The organism is Serratia sp. ID 25-353 (assembly GCF_054792795.1).
In genome coordinates this window covers 1,353,184-1,369,243 of sequence record NZ_CM139236.1, presented here as the reverse complement: position 1 = coordinate 1,369,243, position 16,060 = coordinate 1,353,184, and the positions used below count along the sequence as shown (strand labels likewise).

17 protein-coding genes are annotated in these 16,060 nt (G+C 56.1%); 10 read left to right on the top strand and 7 right to left on the bottom strand.

All coding sequences use genetic code 11. The features are described from left to right. Positions 1–58 precede the first annotated feature (58 nt). The gene (gene chiD / locus ACYF6X_RS06590) at positions 59–1,336 is read left to right on the top strand and encodes a chitinase ChiD (protein ID WP_406879975.1); all 1,278 of its coding nucleotides are present in this window, start codon (positions 59–61) and stop codon (positions 1,334–1,336) included. A 42-nt stretch (positions 1,337–1,378) separates the two neighbouring features. Here the strand turns inward: chiD and ACYF6X_RS06585 are convergent, their stop codons facing one another. Together ACYF6X_RS06585 and msrB are read right to left on the bottom strand one after the other, a co-directional pair. Further along, on the bottom strand, positions 1,379–1,651 hold the full coding sequence (locus ACYF6X_RS06585) for a YeaC family protein (RefSeq protein ID WP_033634809.1): 273 nt from the start codon (positions 1,649–1,651) through the stop codon (positions 1,379–1,381). A 63-nt stretch (positions 1,652–1,714) separates the two neighbouring features. Continuing rightward, complete coding sequence (msrB, locus tag ACYF6X_RS06580) at positions 1,715–2,128, bottom strand: peptide-methionine (R)-S-oxide reductase MsrB (RefSeq protein WP_063990126.1); 414 nt, start codon at positions 2,126–2,128, stop codon at positions 1,715–1,717. Positions 2,129–2,476: 348 nt separating this feature from the next. Here msrB and gapA point away from each other — a divergent pair, with 348 nt between their 5' ends. Together gapA and ACYF6X_RS06570 are read left to right on the top strand one after the other, a co-directional pair. Beyond that, positions 2,477–3,472 (top strand): glyceraldehyde-3-phosphate dehydrogenase, encoded by a 996-nt coding sequence (gene gapA / locus ACYF6X_RS06575; RefSeq protein ID WP_004932222.1) that lies wholly within the window; start codon positions 2,477–2,479, stop codon positions 3,470–3,472. An 83-nt stretch (positions 3,473–3,555) separates the two neighbouring features. Further along, a complete protein-coding gene (locus ACYF6X_RS06570; RefSeq protein ID WP_063990127.1) occupies positions 3,556–4,431 on the top strand; it encodes a D-hexose-6-phosphate mutarotase in 876 nt (291 codons plus the stop codon). A 94-nt stretch (positions 4,432–4,525) separates the two neighbouring features. On the opposite strand, the gene ACYF6X_RS06565 is transcribed toward ACYF6X_RS06570, so the two are convergent. Beyond that, entirely contained in the window at positions 4,526–5,290 is a 765-nt protein-coding gene (locus ACYF6X_RS06565; RefSeq protein ID WP_063990128.1) for a MipA/OmpV family protein, read from the bottom strand. 426 nt (positions 5,291–5,716) lie between these two features. Between ACYF6X_RS06565 and yeaG the strand changes: the two genes are divergently transcribed. The 3 genes from yeaG (at position 5,717) to ACYF6X_RS06550 (ending at position 9,620) form a co-directional block, all read left to right on the top strand. After that, positions 5,717–7,651, top strand: a complete 1,935-nt coding sequence (gene yeaG, locus ACYF6X_RS06560; protein WP_025303096.1) for a protein kinase YeaG — start codon at positions 5,717–5,719, stop codon at positions 7,649–7,651. Positions 7,652–7,783: 132 nt separating this feature from the next. Further along, a complete protein-coding gene (locus ACYF6X_RS06555) occupies positions 7,784–9,052 on the top strand; it encodes a YeaH/YhbH family protein (protein ID WP_004932234.1) in 1,269 nt (422 codons plus the stop codon). A 337-nt stretch (positions 9,053–9,389) separates the two neighbouring features. Continuing rightward, positions 9,390–9,620 (top strand): hypothetical protein, encoded by a 231-nt coding sequence (locus ACYF6X_RS06550; RefSeq protein ID WP_004932237.1) that lies wholly within the window; start codon positions 9,390–9,392, stop codon positions 9,618–9,620. Positions 9,621–9,819: 199 nt separating this feature from the next. On the opposite strand, the gene ACYF6X_RS06545 is transcribed toward ACYF6X_RS06550, so the two are convergent. Then, positions 9,820–10,509 (bottom strand): alpha/beta hydrolase, encoded by a 690-nt coding sequence (locus tag ACYF6X_RS06545; protein ID WP_033634814.1) that lies wholly within the window; start codon positions 10,507–10,509, stop codon positions 9,820–9,822. A gap of 141 nt (positions 10,510–10,650) precedes the next feature. Then, complete coding sequence (locus ACYF6X_RS06540) at positions 10,651–11,037, bottom strand: hypothetical protein (protein WP_130018094.1); 387 nt, start codon at positions 11,035–11,037, stop codon at positions 10,651–10,653. Between the two features lie 303 nt (positions 11,038–11,340). Between ACYF6X_RS06540 and ACYF6X_RS06535 the strand changes: the two genes are divergently transcribed. After that, positions 11,341–11,517: a GhoT/OrtT family toxin gene (locus ACYF6X_RS06535; protein ID WP_025159799.1), complete on the top strand. Its 177-nt coding sequence runs from the start codon at positions 11,341–11,343 to the stop codon at positions 11,515–11,517. Positions 11,518–11,791: 274 nt separating this feature from the next. On the opposite strand, the gene ACYF6X_RS06530 is transcribed toward ACYF6X_RS06535, so the two are convergent. Continuing rightward, positions 11,792–12,085, bottom strand: coding sequence for a hypothetical protein (locus ACYF6X_RS06530; RefSeq protein WP_130018095.1), 294 nt, complete (start codon positions 12,083–12,085; stop codon positions 11,792–11,794). Between the two features lie 225 nt (positions 12,086–12,310). Here ACYF6X_RS06530 and ACYF6X_RS06525 point away from each other — a divergent pair, with 225 nt between their 5' ends. From ACYF6X_RS06525 to ACYF6X_RS06515, 3 genes are all read left to right on the top strand, one after another. Further along, positions 12,311–12,793 (top strand): hypothetical protein, encoded by a 483-nt coding sequence (locus tag ACYF6X_RS06525; protein WP_063990130.1) that lies wholly within the window; start codon positions 12,311–12,313, stop codon positions 12,791–12,793. 306 nt (positions 12,794–13,099) lie between these two features. Then, complete coding sequence (locus ACYF6X_RS06520) at positions 13,100–13,660, top strand: 3'-5' exonuclease (RefSeq protein WP_063990132.1); 561 nt, start codon at positions 13,100–13,102, stop codon at positions 13,658–13,660. A gap of 77 nt (positions 13,661–13,737) precedes the next feature. Beyond that, a complete protein-coding gene (locus tag ACYF6X_RS06515; RefSeq protein ID WP_063990133.1) occupies positions 13,738–14,931 on the top strand; it encodes a multidrug effflux MFS transporter in 1,194 nt (397 codons plus the stop codon). An 8-nt stretch (positions 14,932–14,939) separates the two neighbouring features. Here ACYF6X_RS06515 and dadX read toward each other — a convergent pair whose 3' ends face one another. Further along, positions 14,940–16,013 (bottom strand): catabolic alanine racemase DadX, encoded by a 1,074-nt coding sequence (gene dadX / locus ACYF6X_RS06510; RefSeq protein ID WP_063990134.1) that lies wholly within the window; start codon positions 16,011–16,013, stop codon positions 14,940–14,942. Positions 16,014–16,060: the final 47 nt, after the last annotated feature.

Sequence of the window (16,060 nt, the reverse complement as noted above, 5' to 3'; positions counted from 1 at the left end):
GCTTTATTGTAACCGCCTATGGCGGTACGGTCGGCCTTGCCGACCCAAGGAGACAGACATGAAAATAACCCGAAAACTGCTGCCATTGCTGGCGGCGGTGCAGTTGGCTATGGCCGGCGCAGGCACGGCCCAGGCGGCTTATCTCTCCGTCGGCTACTTCAACGGCGGCGGAGACGTCACCGCCGGCCCCGGTGGCGACATCGACAAGCTGGACGTCACGCAAATCACCCACCTCAACTATTCGTTCTGCCTGATCTACAACGGCGAGAAAGACGAAACCAACGCGGCGCTGAAAGACCCCGCTCGCCGCCACCAGATCTACCTGTCGCCGAAAGTCACGGCCGATCTGCAACGGCTGCCGGTGCTGCGCAAACAGAACCCCGAGCTGAAAGTACTGCTGTCGGTCGGCGGCTGGGGCGCACGGGGCTTCTCCGCCGCCGCCGCTACCGAGGAAAACCGGGCGATATTCATTCGCTCCGCGCTGCAGGTGATCGCGAAGTATCGGCTGGATGGCATCGATCTGGACTGGGAATATCCGGTGAACGGCGCCTGGGGGCTGGTGGAAAGCCAACCGGCGGATCGCGACAACTTCACCCTGCTGCTGAAAGAGCTTCACCAGGCGCTGGGGCAAGGCAAGCTGTTAACCATCGCCGTCGGGGCCAACGTCAAAAGCCCGCAAGAATGGGTCGATGTGAAAAGCATTGCCCCTTACCTCGACTACATCAATCTGATGACTTACGACATGGCTTACGGCACACAGTACTTCAATGCCAACCTGTACGATTCAAAGCGTTGGCCAACCGTGGCGACCGCCGACCGCTACAGCGCCGATTTCGTGGTAAAGAATTATCTGGCTGCCGGACTGAAACCGGCACAGATGAACCTGGGTATCGGTTTCTACGGCCGGGTACCGAAACGGGCGACCGAGGCGGGCATCGACTGGGACAAACCGGATGCCGCCAAGCATCCGGTGACGCAGCCTGACTTCAGCACGCGAGAAACCGCCCTGTTCAACGCGCTGGGGCTGGATCTCAGCAAAGACACTTACGTTAAATACCACGATATCGTCAGCAAATTGCTCAACGATCCGCAGCATCGTTTTCGCGAGCACTGGGATGACGACGCCAAGGTGCCTTACCTGACGCTGCAATCTGCCGAAGGCAAATCGCTGTTCGCTATCTCCTACGAGAACCCGCGTTCGGTAGCTCTCAAAGCCGAGTACATCAAAAACCAGGGATTGGGAGGGGCGATGTTCTGGGAGTACGGCGCAGACGACAACAACCGGCTGGCACAGCAACTGGCGGAATCGCTGGGGATTAAGGGCGAAAAACGGTAAATCGACGGGGCGATGTCGACATCGCCCCGCTTTAGGGCAGCCTTACTGCGGTTTGAGTTTGGCCAGCGGCTCGGCAACGAACTGCTGTTTCAGCTCTTGCTTGCTCTTCATCACGATTTGCCCGTCGGTGCCGATGCTCATGTGCTGCGGATCGACGTTGTTCATCGACTGCCACAGCATCACCGCCTGCAGGCTGTTTTCTTTCTGCTCCGGCGTCAGCGCCACGCCGTCCGGCCATTTGCCCAGCTCAACCGCCTGTACCAAACGCTGGTATATCTCGGGCGTCATCGCCGCAATCAGATCTTTCACGTCCATCAGAGCCCTTCTCGCTTACGGATGAATAATTAGCTGAATCGATTTTGTTGGTTAAATTACTACTTAGCCGGCCGTTTGGTCGCCATTTTCGCCATCGGTGAAACTCAGCGAGGCGGAGTTGACACAATAGCGGTCGCCGGTCGGCTGCGGGCCATCGGGGAAAACATGCCCCAGGTGCGCATCGCAGTGGCCGCAGCGGATTTCAATACGATGCATATTATGTGAATTATCATCAAGATAACGGATTGCATCGGCGGAAACCGGCTCATAAAAGCTCGGCCAGCCGCAGCCGGAATCGTATTTTGTTTCGGAATAGAACAGCGGCTGGTTACAGCACAGGCAATGGTACACGCCTTCGCGTTTGTTGTGCAGCAATTTGCCGCTGAACGGCGCTTCGGTACCGCGCTGTTGCGTCACATAACGTTGGATTTCATTCAGTTCCGTGACCGGATGACCGGGGGTTGTCTCTTTAGCCATTTGTGCTTATCTCTGAATGTGGATAATGTCAACGAAAACAATGATTAATAATAACAAAAAATTAACACCGCTGCAGGGATTTTTGGCCTAAACTGTAGCCCATAAAGGCCACGTCACGATGATATGTGATAGCGATCACACATCTTGCGTATGCTGACTTTATACTTGGCGGCTTGTCCCCATATAACGGATGAGGCCGAGCGCAAATGGACTGTGCAATAAGCGTGCAAAACCACCCTTCCGGTTTGACTTGCCGCAAGAATTGACACGATTCCGCTTGACGCTGGGTAAGGTTTTTGTAATTTTACAACCAACCTTTTATTCACTAACAAATAGCTGGTGGAATATATGACTATCAAAGTAGGTATCAACGGTTTTGGCCGTATCGGTCGCATTGTTTTCCGTGCTGCTCAAGAGCGTTCTGACATCGAGATCGTTGCAATCAACGACCTGTTGGACGCGGAGTACATGGCCTACATGCTGAAGTATGACTCTACTCACGGCCGTTTCAACGGTACGGTAGAAGTTAAAGACGGCCATCTGGTTGTTAACGGCAAAACCATCCGTGTTACCGCAGAGAAAGACCCGGCTAACCTGAAGTGGAACGAAGTGGGTGTTGACGTGGTTGCTGAAGCGACCGGTATCTTCCTGACCGACGAAACCGCACGTAAACACATCACCGCTGGCGCTAAAAAAGTCGTTCTGACTGGCCCATCCAAAGATGCGACCCCAATGTTCGTGCGTGGTGCCAACTTTGATAAATATGCCGGCCAGGACATCGTGTCCAACGCCTCTTGCACCACCAACTGCCTGGCGCCACTGGCTAAAGTCATCAACGACAACTTCGGTATCGTTGAAGGCCTGATGACCACCGTTCACGCGACCACCGCCACGCAGAAAACCGTTGATGGCCCGTCCCACAAAGACTGGCGCGGCGGCCGCGGCGCATCCCAGAACATCATCCCTTCTTCTACCGGCGCAGCGAAAGCGGTTGGCGTTGTTCTGCCAGAGCTGAAAGGCAAACTGACCGGTATGGCATTCCGCGTACCGACGCCAAACGTATCCGTTGTTGACCTGACCGTGCGTCTGGAAAAAGCGGCGACCTACGAAGAAATCAAGAAAGCCATCAAAGATGCCGCTGAAGGTTCTATGAAAGGCGTTCTGGGCTACGTTGAAGACGACGTGGTGTCCACCGATTTCAACGGCGAAGTGCTGACTTCCGTGTTCGATGCCAAAGCCGGTATCGCACTGAACGACAACTTCGTGAAACTGGTTTCCTGGTACGACAACGAAACCGGTTATTCCAACAAGGTTCTGGATCTGATCGCTCACATCTCCAAGTAATGGCATGATGTTAAGCTGATAATGAGGGCGACATTTTTGTCGCCCTTTTTTATTTGTATCTCCGGCAAACAATAGGTCATGAAATGAACGAGAAAATTTTCACCCTGCCCGTTTCCGAACAGATTTCGCCTTACATCAGCCAGCGTCAACTCGATGAGCTGGGCGTGGTTGTGGTGTCGCACCCGAAAGTGCGCGCGGCCGTCGCGCTGCAAGGTGCCCATCTGCTGGCCTGGCAGCCCAGCGGTGAGCAACCGGTGATTTGGCTCAGCAGCAATACCCCCTTCGCCAAAGGCAAGGCCATCCGCGGCGGCGTGCCAATCTGCTGGCCGTGGTTCGGCCCGGTGGCGCAACCCTCCCACGGTTTTGCCCGCAACCAACCCTGGAGCCTGACGGCGCACGATGAAGATGACAACGGCGTCATCCTGACCTTTACGCTGAAAGACAATGAGCAGACCCGCAAACTGTGGCCGCACGCCTTCACGCTGATTGCCCGCTTCAAGCTGGGTGCGGAGTGCGAGATCGAACTGGAATCGCACGGCGATTATCAGGCCACGGCGGCGCTGCACAGCTACTTCCAGGTCGGCGATATCGATCGGGTCAGCGTGGCGGGCCTGGGCGAGCCTTATATCGACAAGGTGGCGGGCGGCGCAGAGGCGCGCCAGGCGGGCGAAGTGACCTTCATAGGCCAAACTGACCGCGTCTATACCCGCCCGGAAGCCTTCAGCCAGATCCGCGATTCGGCGCTCGCACGCACCATCGAGGTTCACCACCATCATATGAGCGACGTCATCGCGTGGAACCCCGGCGTGGAGCTTTCCTGCAGCATGGGGGATATGCCGAACGACGGTTACAAGACCATGGTCTGCATCGAGACTGGGCGCGTCAGCAAACCGCTGGTCGCCGCCGGCGAGCAACCTGCCCGTTTGGGTGTGACCTTCCGCAGCCGTAAGAAGGCCTGAGGAGCCGTGCGCGAAAGCGCACTGCAGATGTGCAAAAGGGGCGCCAGCGCCCCTTTTTGATGCACGTCACGCACGATAATCGTGCAATGCGTGATTAGAAGGTGTAGCTCACACCCGTCATCAACAAACCGGTGTAGGATTTATCCACCATCGGGCTGTCTTTCACTTCATCCGACAACTTCACATAGCGGCCGACGAAGAAGGCATTCCAGCTTTTGTTGATCTGGTAATTGGCGCTCAGCTCAAGATACGGTGCCCAGCTATCACCTGGGGTGTAGCTGTCCAGGCCGCTGCGGCGCGATTCATTGGCGCTGACGCCGTAGTAATATTTGTTCTGGTTCTTGCTGTTCCACATCACGCCCACGCCCGGGACCAGCGTCAGCGCGTCCAGATCAAACTTGTACAGATAAGCCACATCGCCCACCAGCCCGTTGCTGTTGTTCAGCGTGTCGCCGGTGAAAGTGGTACGGATAGTGCCCCACTGGGCGTTGTGCGAATAGGCCAGGCCGGCCATCAGCGTGCCGCGACGCTTGTCGAGGCGCTTCATGCGATCGTCGTCGCTGTCGCCCGGACGGTAGCCCCATGGCGTGTAGTAACCCATGATGCTCAGCTGGTTTTCTTGATCTTTCCACAGGTAGTAACCGGCGGTCAGAGTACGGAAGTAGAAGTCGTCACCTTCATAGTCGATGACGGGCACCGGATAAACGCGGTCCTGATAACCGCGATACGCGTCCGGGCTAACCAGCGCGGCAGCGCCAAGTGACCAGGTTCCCGCCTGAGCACTTTGCGCACAAACCATTGCGGAAGCGATAATTGCTAGCGTTTTGAGTTTTGAAATCTTCACTGGTTCTTTTTCCATAAATTACAGGGTTAATAGCCGCAATAGTTTATGTGAAAATTTAGTTGCGCGCCTAATCTTTACAATAGAAAACGACCAAGATCGAATAACTTATAGCGGAATTATGAATTAATCATGGCGGAACGATGACGTTTCATCCCGCAGGCCGCGCCAGACAAGGCATTTGGCTTACACAGTAATAACTGAGTCATTGATATGACTTAAAAAAAGCTTTTTCTGCGGCAGGAAATTTTCCGGCAAGCAAACTAAGCTTAAATCAGAAGGCGAATTTATCCTGGGCCCAGCGGCATACAGCGCAACTCGCGATAATAAGCGCACCAAGTTGGCATACGGGTTGCTGTACTCAGGCGTATTCTCATCTTCCGGGGGCCAGAACACTATCACACGCTCTCTTTAACCTGTGCTAATAACGAAAGGACGGGCATCATGAACATATTTGACCACTATCGCCAGCGCTACGAGGCTGCCAAGGACGAAGAGTTCACACTGCAGGAATTTCTTACCATTTGCCGGCAAGATCGCAGTGCCTATGCCAACGCGGCCGAACGTCTGCTGATGGCTATCGGTGAACCTGTGATGGTCGACACTGCGCTAGAGTCACGCCTGTCGCGCCTGTTCTCCAACCGCGTGATCGCACGCTATCCGGCCTTCGAAGAATTCTACGGCATGGAAGAGGCCATCGAACAGATCGTCTCTTACCTGAAACACGCCGCGCAGGGCCTGGAAGAGAAGAAACAGATCTTGTACCTGCTGGGCCCGGTGGGCGGCGGTAAATCCTCGCTGGCGGAACGTCTCAAGGCGTTGATGCAGCGCGTGCCCATCTACACCCTCAGCGCCAACGGCGAGCGCAGCCCGGTCAACGATCATCCGCTGTGCCTGTTCAACCCGCAGGAAGATGCCTCGATCCTGGAGAAAGAGTTCAACATCCCGAGTCGCTATCTCGGCACCATCATGTCGCCGTGGGCGGCGAAGCGCCTGCATGAGTTCGGCGGCGACATCACCAAGTTTAAAGTCGTGAAAGTGCGCCCTTCCATCCTGGAGCAGATCGCCATCGCCAAAACCGAACCAGGCGATGAGAACAACCAGGACATCTCGGCGCTGGTCGGTAAAGTGGATATCCGCAAACTGGAAAACCACGCGCAGAACGATCCGGACGCCTACGGCTACTCCGGCGCCCTGTGCCGCGCCAACCAGGGGATTATGGAGTTCGTCGAGATGTTCAAAGCGCCGATCAAGGTGCTGCATCCGCTGCTGACCGCGACCCAGGAAGGCAACTACAACGGCACCGAAGGCATCTCCGCCCTGCCGTTCAGCGGCATTATTCTGGCGCACTCCAACGAATCCGAGTGGGTGACCTTCCGCAACAACAAGAACAACGAAGCGTTCCTCGACCGCGTGTACATCGTCAAGGTGCCTTACTGCCTGCGCGTGTCGGAAGAGATCAAGATTTACGACAAGCTGCTGGATCACAGCGAGCTGACCCATGCGCCCTGCGCGCCGGGCACCCTCGAAACGCTGGCGCGGTTTAGCGTGCTGTCGCGGTTGAAAGAGCCGGAAAACTCGAGCATTTACTCGAAAATGCGCGTGTATGACGGCGAAAGCCTCAAGGATACCGATCCGAAAGCCAAGTCCTATCAGGAGTACCGCGACTACGCCGGGGTTGACGAAGGCATGAACGGCCTCTCCACCCGTTTCGCCTTTAAAATCCTCTCGCGGGTATTCAACTTCGATCACGCCGAGGTGGCGGCCAACCCGGTACACCTGTTCTATGTGCTGGAGCAGCAGATCGAACGCGAACAGTTCCCGCAGGATTTGGCCGAGAAATACCTGGAACACCTGAAAGGCTATCTGATCCCGAAATACGCCGAGTTTATCGGCAAAGAGATCCAGACCGCCTATCTGGAATCCTACTCGGAATACGGACAGAACATTTTTGACCGTTACGTGACCTACGCGGACTTCTGGATCCAGGATCAGGAGTATCGCGATCCCGACACCGGTCAGCTGTTCGACCGCGAGTCTTTGAACGCCGAACTGGAGAAAATTGAGAAACCGGCCGGTATCAGCAACCCGAAAGATTTCCGTAACGAAATCGTGAACTTCGTGCTACGTGCCCGCGCCAACAACAACGGCCGCAATCCGAACTGGACCAGCTACGAGAAGCTCCGTACCGTGATCGAGAAGAAAATGTTCTCCAATACCGAAGAGCTGTTGCCGGTCATCTCGTTTAACGCCAAAACGTCGACGGACGAGCAGAAAAAACACGACGATTTCGTCGACCGCATGATGGAGAAAGGCTATACCCGCAAGCAGGTGCGCCTGCTGTGTGAATGGTATCTGCGGGTAAGAAAATCCTCATAACGCCTCAGGTAAGCGGCATTATCAGGGCCATGTCCACAGTCATGGACGTTGCAGCGAAGCCCACGGAGGGGCTGGCTTATTGCGCTGCCGCGGCCGGGACATGAAGAGTTGGCAACGTCGTTTGGGGGAAGTATGGCCTATTTCATTGACCGACGGCTGAACGGCAAAAACAAGAGCATGGTGAACCGCCAGCGCTTCTTGCGCCGTTATAAGTCGCAAATCAAACAGTCGATTGCCGAAGCCATTAACAAGCGTTCGGTCACCGACGTGGACAGCGGGGAGTCGGTCTCCATCCCCACTGACGATATCAACGAACCGATGTTTCATCAGGGGCGCGGCGGCACTCGCCATCGCGTTCACCCAGGCAATGACCACTTCGTGCAGAACGATCGCGTTGAGCGGCCTCAGGGCGGCGCAGGCGGTGGCGGCGGCCAGGGCAACGCCAGCCAGGACGGTGAAGGCCAGGATGAATTCGTCTTCCAGATCTCCAAAGACGAATACCTCGATCTGTTGTTCGAGGATCTCGCCCTGCCCAACCTGAAAAAGAACCAATACAAGCAGTTGACCGAGTTCAAAACCCACCGCGCCGGCTATACCGCCAACGGCGTGCCGGCCAACATCAGCGTCGTGCGTTCGCTGCAGAATTCGCTGGCGCGGCGTACCGCCATGACCGCCGGTAAAAGACGCGCATTGCACGAGCTGGAAGATGCGCTGACCCAGTTGGAAAACACCGAACCCGTGCAATTGCTGGAAGAGGAGCGGCTGCGCAAGGAAATTGCCGAACTGCGCAAGAAAATCGAAAGCGTACCCTTTATCGATACCTTCGACCTGCGCTACAAAAACTATGAGCGCCGGCCGGAGCCCTCCAGCCAGGCGGTGATGTTCTGCCTGATGGACGTGTCCGGCTCGATGGACCAGGCGACCAAAGACATGGCCAAGCGTTTTTACATTCTGCTCTATTTGTTCCTGAGCCGAACCTACAAAAACGTTGAGGTAGTCTATATTCGCCATCACACCCAAGCGAAAGAGGTGGACGAACAGGAGTTCTTCTATTCGCAGGAAACCGGCGGCACCATCGTCTCCAGCGCGCTGAAGTTAATGAATGACGTGGTCGAAGAGCGTTATGACCCGGCGCAATGGAATATCTACGCCGCGCAAGCGTCGGACGGCGACAACTGGGCCGACGATTCACCGCTGTGTCATGAGCTGTTGGCGAAGAAGATCTTACCGATGGTACGTTATTACAGCTACATAGAAATCACTCGCCGCGCTCACCAAACGCTGTGGCGTGAATACGAGGATCTGCAGGCGAAATTCGACAACTTCGCCATGCAGCATATCCGCGAACCGGACGATATCTATCCGGTATTCCGCGAACTGTTCCGCAAGCAGACCGTGTGAATAACATCGCGTAAATGTCACCACAGCCGGAAAACGCCGTTTTCCGGCTGTTTCTTTTTCGCATTATATATTTACATCACGTATGTTTGATTTTTAAACAATAGCAACACAAATAATAAGTCAGATTCCCCAGAACGGTCCTCTCTATTATTTGTTCTTCTGAGGTTATTCCTAAACATTCGCCGCTACGCCCACACGGCTTGATAGGAATATTCCCATTCAGTTATCGTTACTCCATCGCTTAAGTCTCTTCCTAAGCGAAATTTGCCTCACTTTATTTTTATATGGCTTCTCAGCCCGCTGCGGCGGGCATTTACCTGTCAGCAGGTTAGACATCATGATCGACTACACCCTCTATGGCCTCAACAAGCACGATGTTGATGAATACCATAAGCAAATATGCTGCCTGCTCGGCAAAAACGTGCTGCTGGTACTGACCGCCAACAAGCCGATAACCAAACAGAACCTGCTCGCCAGCCTTATCCAGGAGATAGAAAAACAGCCCGACGATTATTTTCAGCGGTTGCATCGTGCGGCAATAGAAATGATCGGCGTTAACGGGCGCTAAGGCGATATGCGTAAGGCAGACTATTGCCGCCCTCGTGGTGTTAATGATGCTGTTAATCATTAATATCGATAGCGATATCAGCGCTTATCCCTAATGCGCTCCTATTACACCGGCTCTTTAGTCCGCCGTAATAGGCAGCGAAGGGATAATCTGTCGCAGAATGCCCCCCTTTAGTCCGGCAAACCTTCCTGCCCCTGCTTTATTTCAAACCGGCCGCTTCGTCAATCAAACCCGCCACCTCATCGGCATGGGAAACCAGCGAGGCATGGCTGGCATTCAGCACCATGATTTTCTTGGCCTGCAGCCGCTGCGCCATTCGCCGCTGATTCTCCGGCGCTATCATGCGATCGTCGCTGGAAAGTTGATACCATGACGGTTTATGTTTCCATGCCGGTTCGCCGATGGTGTTACCGAAGGTATCGGCCAGCGGGGCCTTCTGCGCCACCGCCATCACCAGCGCCTCGTCGGGGGTAAGATCCTGGCAAAAACTCTCGTGAAACTTGTCGGCTTTGATCCACAGATAGCCGTCGCTGTCCGGCGCCAGATTCGCGACTGCCGCAGGAGGATGCGCTTGCGTAATGCCGCCGGGGCTTTCGCCGACATCCGGCGCAAAGGCGGCGATGTAGACCAGACCGACCACGTTAGGCTGGTTGCCCATTGCCGTGATCACGGCACCACCGTAAGAGTGCCCCACCAACAATACCGGTCCCGCTTGCTGTGCGACCATCTTGCGCGTGCGCTCAGCATCCTCAGCCAGCGATGTCAACGGCATTTCCACCGCATGAATCGCCGTATATCCCCTGCGCGACAACTCGAGGATGACCTTACTCCAGTGCGCCGCGCCGCCCCAGAATCCGTGTACCAGCACGATAGTGGGTTTTGTGCTCATTGCCGACTCCTTCACCTCATAGTAAAGCACCGCAGGCAGATGAACAGCCCCGATTAAGGAAAGTGCCTGGCTGCCTTCGACGCCACGTAGTCCCCATTTTATATAGTCAGCCCCATGGCGTTCAGCAATAGCTACGACGGGTTAACCGCCCCGATCCTCCGGCGTCGCCACGGCGTTATCGAAGCGGCTTACGCCGTAAGGCCAGAGAAAAAAAGGGATTAAAACTAGGATTTTTACCCATACCGATCTAAAATTTCGCGCAAAAACAAAGAGAAGTAAATTTAGCTCACCGGGAAAAGGAATGAAGTTGTGAAGGAAATGATCTCCATCGTTTTTATGGCATGCCTGCTGGCGCTGCTGTTTTCGTGGCTGTTCGTCTACGGTCTTAACATTCATTAAACCTGCGGCGGCAATAAATACCCCTCCCCGACTGGCAAGCAGCGCATCGGGACGATGCGCTAAAACCGGCCCCCAAAGCGCCAATGAAAGCGAAATCTGACGCCATCTCGCCTTAACCTTTCCGCCCACAGATACATCAATAATATTTACGGATAATAGTCCTATCCCCTTTCTGCATCCCTCGTCGACTTTTTTCTGACCTGGCGCAGCCCACCCAAAGAGAGGGCTTGCCCGACGCAAAATGTTACCGGTAACTATGTTGTTGATTTCTTTTTGTAATAACCGGAAAGCCGTTAATAACCCTACGTTCTTTATAGAAATAAATTATGCATTCTTATGGATAAAGGTATGAATAAACGGCCTTTGGTCATTGATTATCACCCGCCAAGCTCCTAGAATTCGCGCGTAAAAATACAACTGGGATCGGGTTTCATGTCGTCGCTGTGGGTTGCAACGCAATACTGTTATTTTATTGGTCTGTTAGTTTCAATGGTTTTCACCTACCTGGTTAGCCGGGACACCGTCAAAATTCGCTGTATCAGCGCACTGACCATCGGGTTAACCTGGCCGCTGAGTCTGCCGGTCGTGTTGCTGTTTTCGCTGTTCTAATCCCCCCAACAGACCTCGCGGCGGGCTTGGGTTTTTAAACAGTCATGCTAATGAAAAGAGACTGACCACCGACGTCAGGGTTTTTGGCGTGGGATAAAAAAAGCCAGCGCAAGGCTGGCATGAAAATTGGAAGCAATGTGAGCAATGTCGTACCGGATCGGGGGGCACAGAAGGAGACAACCCTTTTCCCCTCACCGGTGCCGCGAATGATAATACGTCTCATTATTGAATGTAAAGTCATTTCCCTACGCAACTTATCTCCTTTGGGAAAATATCAGCCGCGCGGCGCTCGCCAGCGCTGATACCATCGCCCCGCCCCCCACACCAGCAGCCAGAGCAAAACATTCAGCCCCAACCATAGCATCAGCAAATAAAAGAAAGTCTGATAACCGGGTATGCCCCGATCGGCCAAAAACGGGTTAAAGTGAAAAAATTTAACGATTGCGAACGGGTTAAGATTGAAACGGTTGAACACGGCCGTCGTCAGTAACGGTGGCAACAGCGTGTAAAATGCCAGGCTGAACAGCAGCAAAATTTTTGTGCCCGAAGAGTTTTTATAATCTTTCATATCAATACATTACGTTTTTCATTATGGTGCAGAAACCGCCAGGCGCTCGCACGCCAATCGACCCCGCGAACGCAAAAGAGTTCCAGGCTAACGCGGAAATAAAGCCGATCCTGCGTTTAATTGTCATTTAGCGCGCGGGTGATATATACCCTGTGGATTTTAAATTACGATGTCGCCGCGCCGTCTTCAACCACAGCGTTTGCATAGCATCATCAGGAGGCATTAATGAAACCGGACGCACTCTCCCTGCCGCCGAACCCGAAAAAGCTCAAAATCATCTACGGCTGGTATATTTATGTGATCTATATCCTGCTGGTTTTCAACATTTACATGGCGGTCTACAACGTCTGCGTACGGCATCCGATCGAGGCTCCACTACTGTCGCTGTTTCACAGCCTGTTCCTCGCGCTGATGCTGCAACAGGTGCTCAAGAAGAACGTCGTTTTCGCCTGGATCTTGCTGAGCTATTTTATTCTGATGCGCCTGTATTACGCCAATGTGCTGCATGTCGAGTTCACGCTGGTGAGCCGCGGCCTGGTGCTGCTGATACTGACGCTGCTGCTTACCGGCGCCGTGGCCGTCGGGCAACTGGCCACGCCACCGCAGCGGCATGACTGGCTGGCGCGGCTGGGCTGGCGGCAATGGGGGGCGCTAACGGCGCTGGCGGCCATCCTGACGCCGCTGATTACCACCGACTATCTGGGATAAACAGAGGGCTATTAAGGGATATGAGGTTCGGAAATGTCTACGATGCGGCATATTTTAGTGTAGTTACCCGCCTTCTCACAGATCTTGTCCGTGACGAACATGCTAAGGTAGCCCAGCAACAGCAAGTAGCCGACCATGCACAGAATAAAGATAAGCGTTCTCACCGATAGCGACCAACCTGACAAGAGTATCCCGAGCATCATAACCTGAATGAGGCGCTTTAAAAGGATTTCATGCGCGCATCGACCGCATCGGCGCACGTTCTGTAGTAACATTAAGCCACTACGCCCACCACCGGAAACGCCGATGCACCATCTGATGTTAGACATTGAAACCCTGGATATAAAACCCAGCGCCGTCATTCTGGTGGTTGCGGCGGTATTTTTCGATCCCCGAACCGGGGAACTGGGCGCCGAATTCGAAGCCGCCGTCAGCTGCCAGAAAGACCAACCGGGCCGTACCATCAGCCTGGACACGGTCGCCTGGTGGGCGAAACAGTCCGATGAAGCGCGCAAACAGGCCTTCGGCGGCACCGAGAGCCTGAAGCGCGTGCTGAGCAGCCTTAGCCGCTTCATCCATATGAACAGCACTGACACGGTGAAAGTCTGGGGCAACGGCAAAGAGTTCGACTGCGCGATCCTCGAACACGCCTTCCAGCAGTTGGAAATGCCCTGCCCGTGGAAATTCTGGGATACCCAGGACGTGCGCACGGTGATCACGCTGGCGGAACTCCACGGCTTTAACCCGAAAAAGGCCCGCCCGTTCGAAGGTATGCCGCATCGGGCGCTGGATGATGCTCGCCACCAGGCCCGTTATGTGGCCGATACCGTCTCGGCGCTCTATTACCGCCAAGGGGCGCAGCGCTGACCCGCTTTGCCCCTTTTCATTTGCCGCCAGAGTCTCTACTCTAGCCCTCTTTGTCACTCGGACGTGCCTTTCCTGTTATGCAAAAGTTTCTGTTTATGCTTCTCAGCCTGGTGCTGCTCGGCCCATTAGGCATCGATCTTTATCTGCCGACCATTCCCGCCATTGCCGTCGGTTTGGGCAGCAGCGAAGCGCTGATCCAATCCACCATATCGCTGTTTATTCTGGTGCTCGGCCTCGGCCAGGTTATCGCCGGCCCGCTGGTGGATAACTATGGCCGCAAGCCGGTGGCACTGGCCGGCATTATCCTCTACATGATCGGCGCCGCGATGGCGGCGCTGGCCACCAGTCCAACGGTTTTCATCGCTTCGCGTCTGCTGCAAGGCGTGGCGGTTTGCTGCACCGCCGTCGTCGCCTTCAGCGGCGTGCGCGATCGCCTGAACGGCGACGACGCCGCCCGCGCTTTCGGCTTTCTCAACGGCACGCTGAACATCATCCCGGCGCTGGCGCCGCTGCTCGGCGGCCTGCTCGCCGAAGCCTTCGGCTGGCGTGCCCCCTTCTGGTTCCTGGTCGGCTACGCGTTGCTGGTGTTGGTGCTCATCGCGCTGCGCCTGCCGGAAACCCGCCCTGCCGACACCGTGCCGGTCAAGGGGCTGCCGGTGCGCCAATACGCGCGCATCCTCAGCGAACGGCGTTTTCTCTCCTTTGCAGTGGTGAACTCTGGAGCGATGGGCATGGCGCTGACCTACGTTTCTCTGGCACCGAACGTGCTGATGGGCACCGCCGGCCTGACTCCGCTGCAATTCTCGCTGGTGTTCGGCGCCAACGGTTTCTGGATCATGCTGGTCAGCTTCTTCGCCAACCGCATCATCCACAAGGTCGGCCGTCCGGTTTGCCTGGCGACCGGCGGCATGTTGATGGGGCTGGGCTGTTTGGGCCTGCTGCTGGGCGTCATGCTGCTGCCCGCGGCGGCGCAAGCGCACTGGCTGGCGTATATGCTGCCGGTCGCCAGCGCCTGCGCCGGGTTGGCGTTCGTGATGGGCCCGGCTACCAGTTACGCGTTGGAACCGTACTCCAATGAGGCCGGCGTCGCGTCCGCGCTGGTCGGTTTCGTGCAGATGGCGGGCGGTGCCGCGTTGGGTCTGGTGGCAATGGCGTTGCCGCTGCAACCGAAGCTGTCGCTGGCGCTGGTGATGCTGGCAGGCTGCCTGCTGGCGCTGCACGCGCGGCGGCTCAGCAAGCAGATTAAAGGGCAGATAAAAAAAGTCGCCTGAGCCGCGGCTCAGGCTTCAATGGCAACCGGCACCCGCGCCGCTAACGCTGACAGCAGCTCATAGCCTAACGTTCCTGCCGCCGTGGCCACCTCGTCCACCGGCAGGCGTTTCCCCCACAGCTCCACTTCGGCGCCCAGGTCGACTTGCGGACAGGGCGTCAGATCCACCGCCAGCATATCCATCGATACCGTTCCCAGGGTGCGCGTCAGCACGCCGTCAACCCATACCGGCGTACCGGTCGGCGCATGACGCGGATAGCCGTCGGCGTAACCGCAGGCCACCACGCCGATGCGCTGCGCGCCGGCGGCGCTGTAACGGCCGCCGTACCCCACGCGATCGCCAGACTTCAGCTGCTGAATGCCAATGATCTCGCTGCTCAGCGTCATCGCCGGCTGCAGCCCCGTCGTCGCAACATCCTCCCAGCAACCGCTCGGCGAAGCGCCATACAGAATGATCCCAGGGCGGACCCAGCTACCGTGGGTCGAAGGGTGCCACAGCGTGGCGGCCGAGTTGGCCAGGCAGCGCGGCAACGGTATATCGGCTGCCGCCGCCTCGATAGTGGCCATCTGCTGGGTCACGCCTTCCGGGCCGTCGGCGGTGGCGAAATGGCTCATCAGCGTAAGCTCGCCGATATTGGCAACCGCCTGCGCCCTGTGCCACACCTCATGCAGCCGATCGGGTGCGAACCCTAACCGATTCATGCCGCTGTTCACTTTCAGATAGACATTGAGCGGCGCGTTCAGCGTGGCGTCGGCGATCGCCGCCAGTTGCCAGTCGCTGTGCACCGCCGTCGTCAGGCGATAACGGTCGAGCAACGCCAGATCCTGCGGCTGGAAAAAACCCTCCAGCAGTAGAATCGGCCCTTGCCAACCCGACTCGCGCAACAGCACCGCTTCGGCCAGATCCAGCATGGCGAAGCCGTCGGTTTGCGCCATGCTGCGCCAAACGTGTTTGATGCCGTGGCCATAGGCGTTGGCCTTGACCACCGCCCAGACTTTGGCGCCGGCGGCGAAACGGCGCACCACCTGCAGGTTATTTTCAATCGCGCCGAGATGCATCGTGGCGGTTATGGGACGGGGCATCGCTTCTCCTTGGGGCAGCGTACAGCGGCCACGCGCGCCTGCGCGTG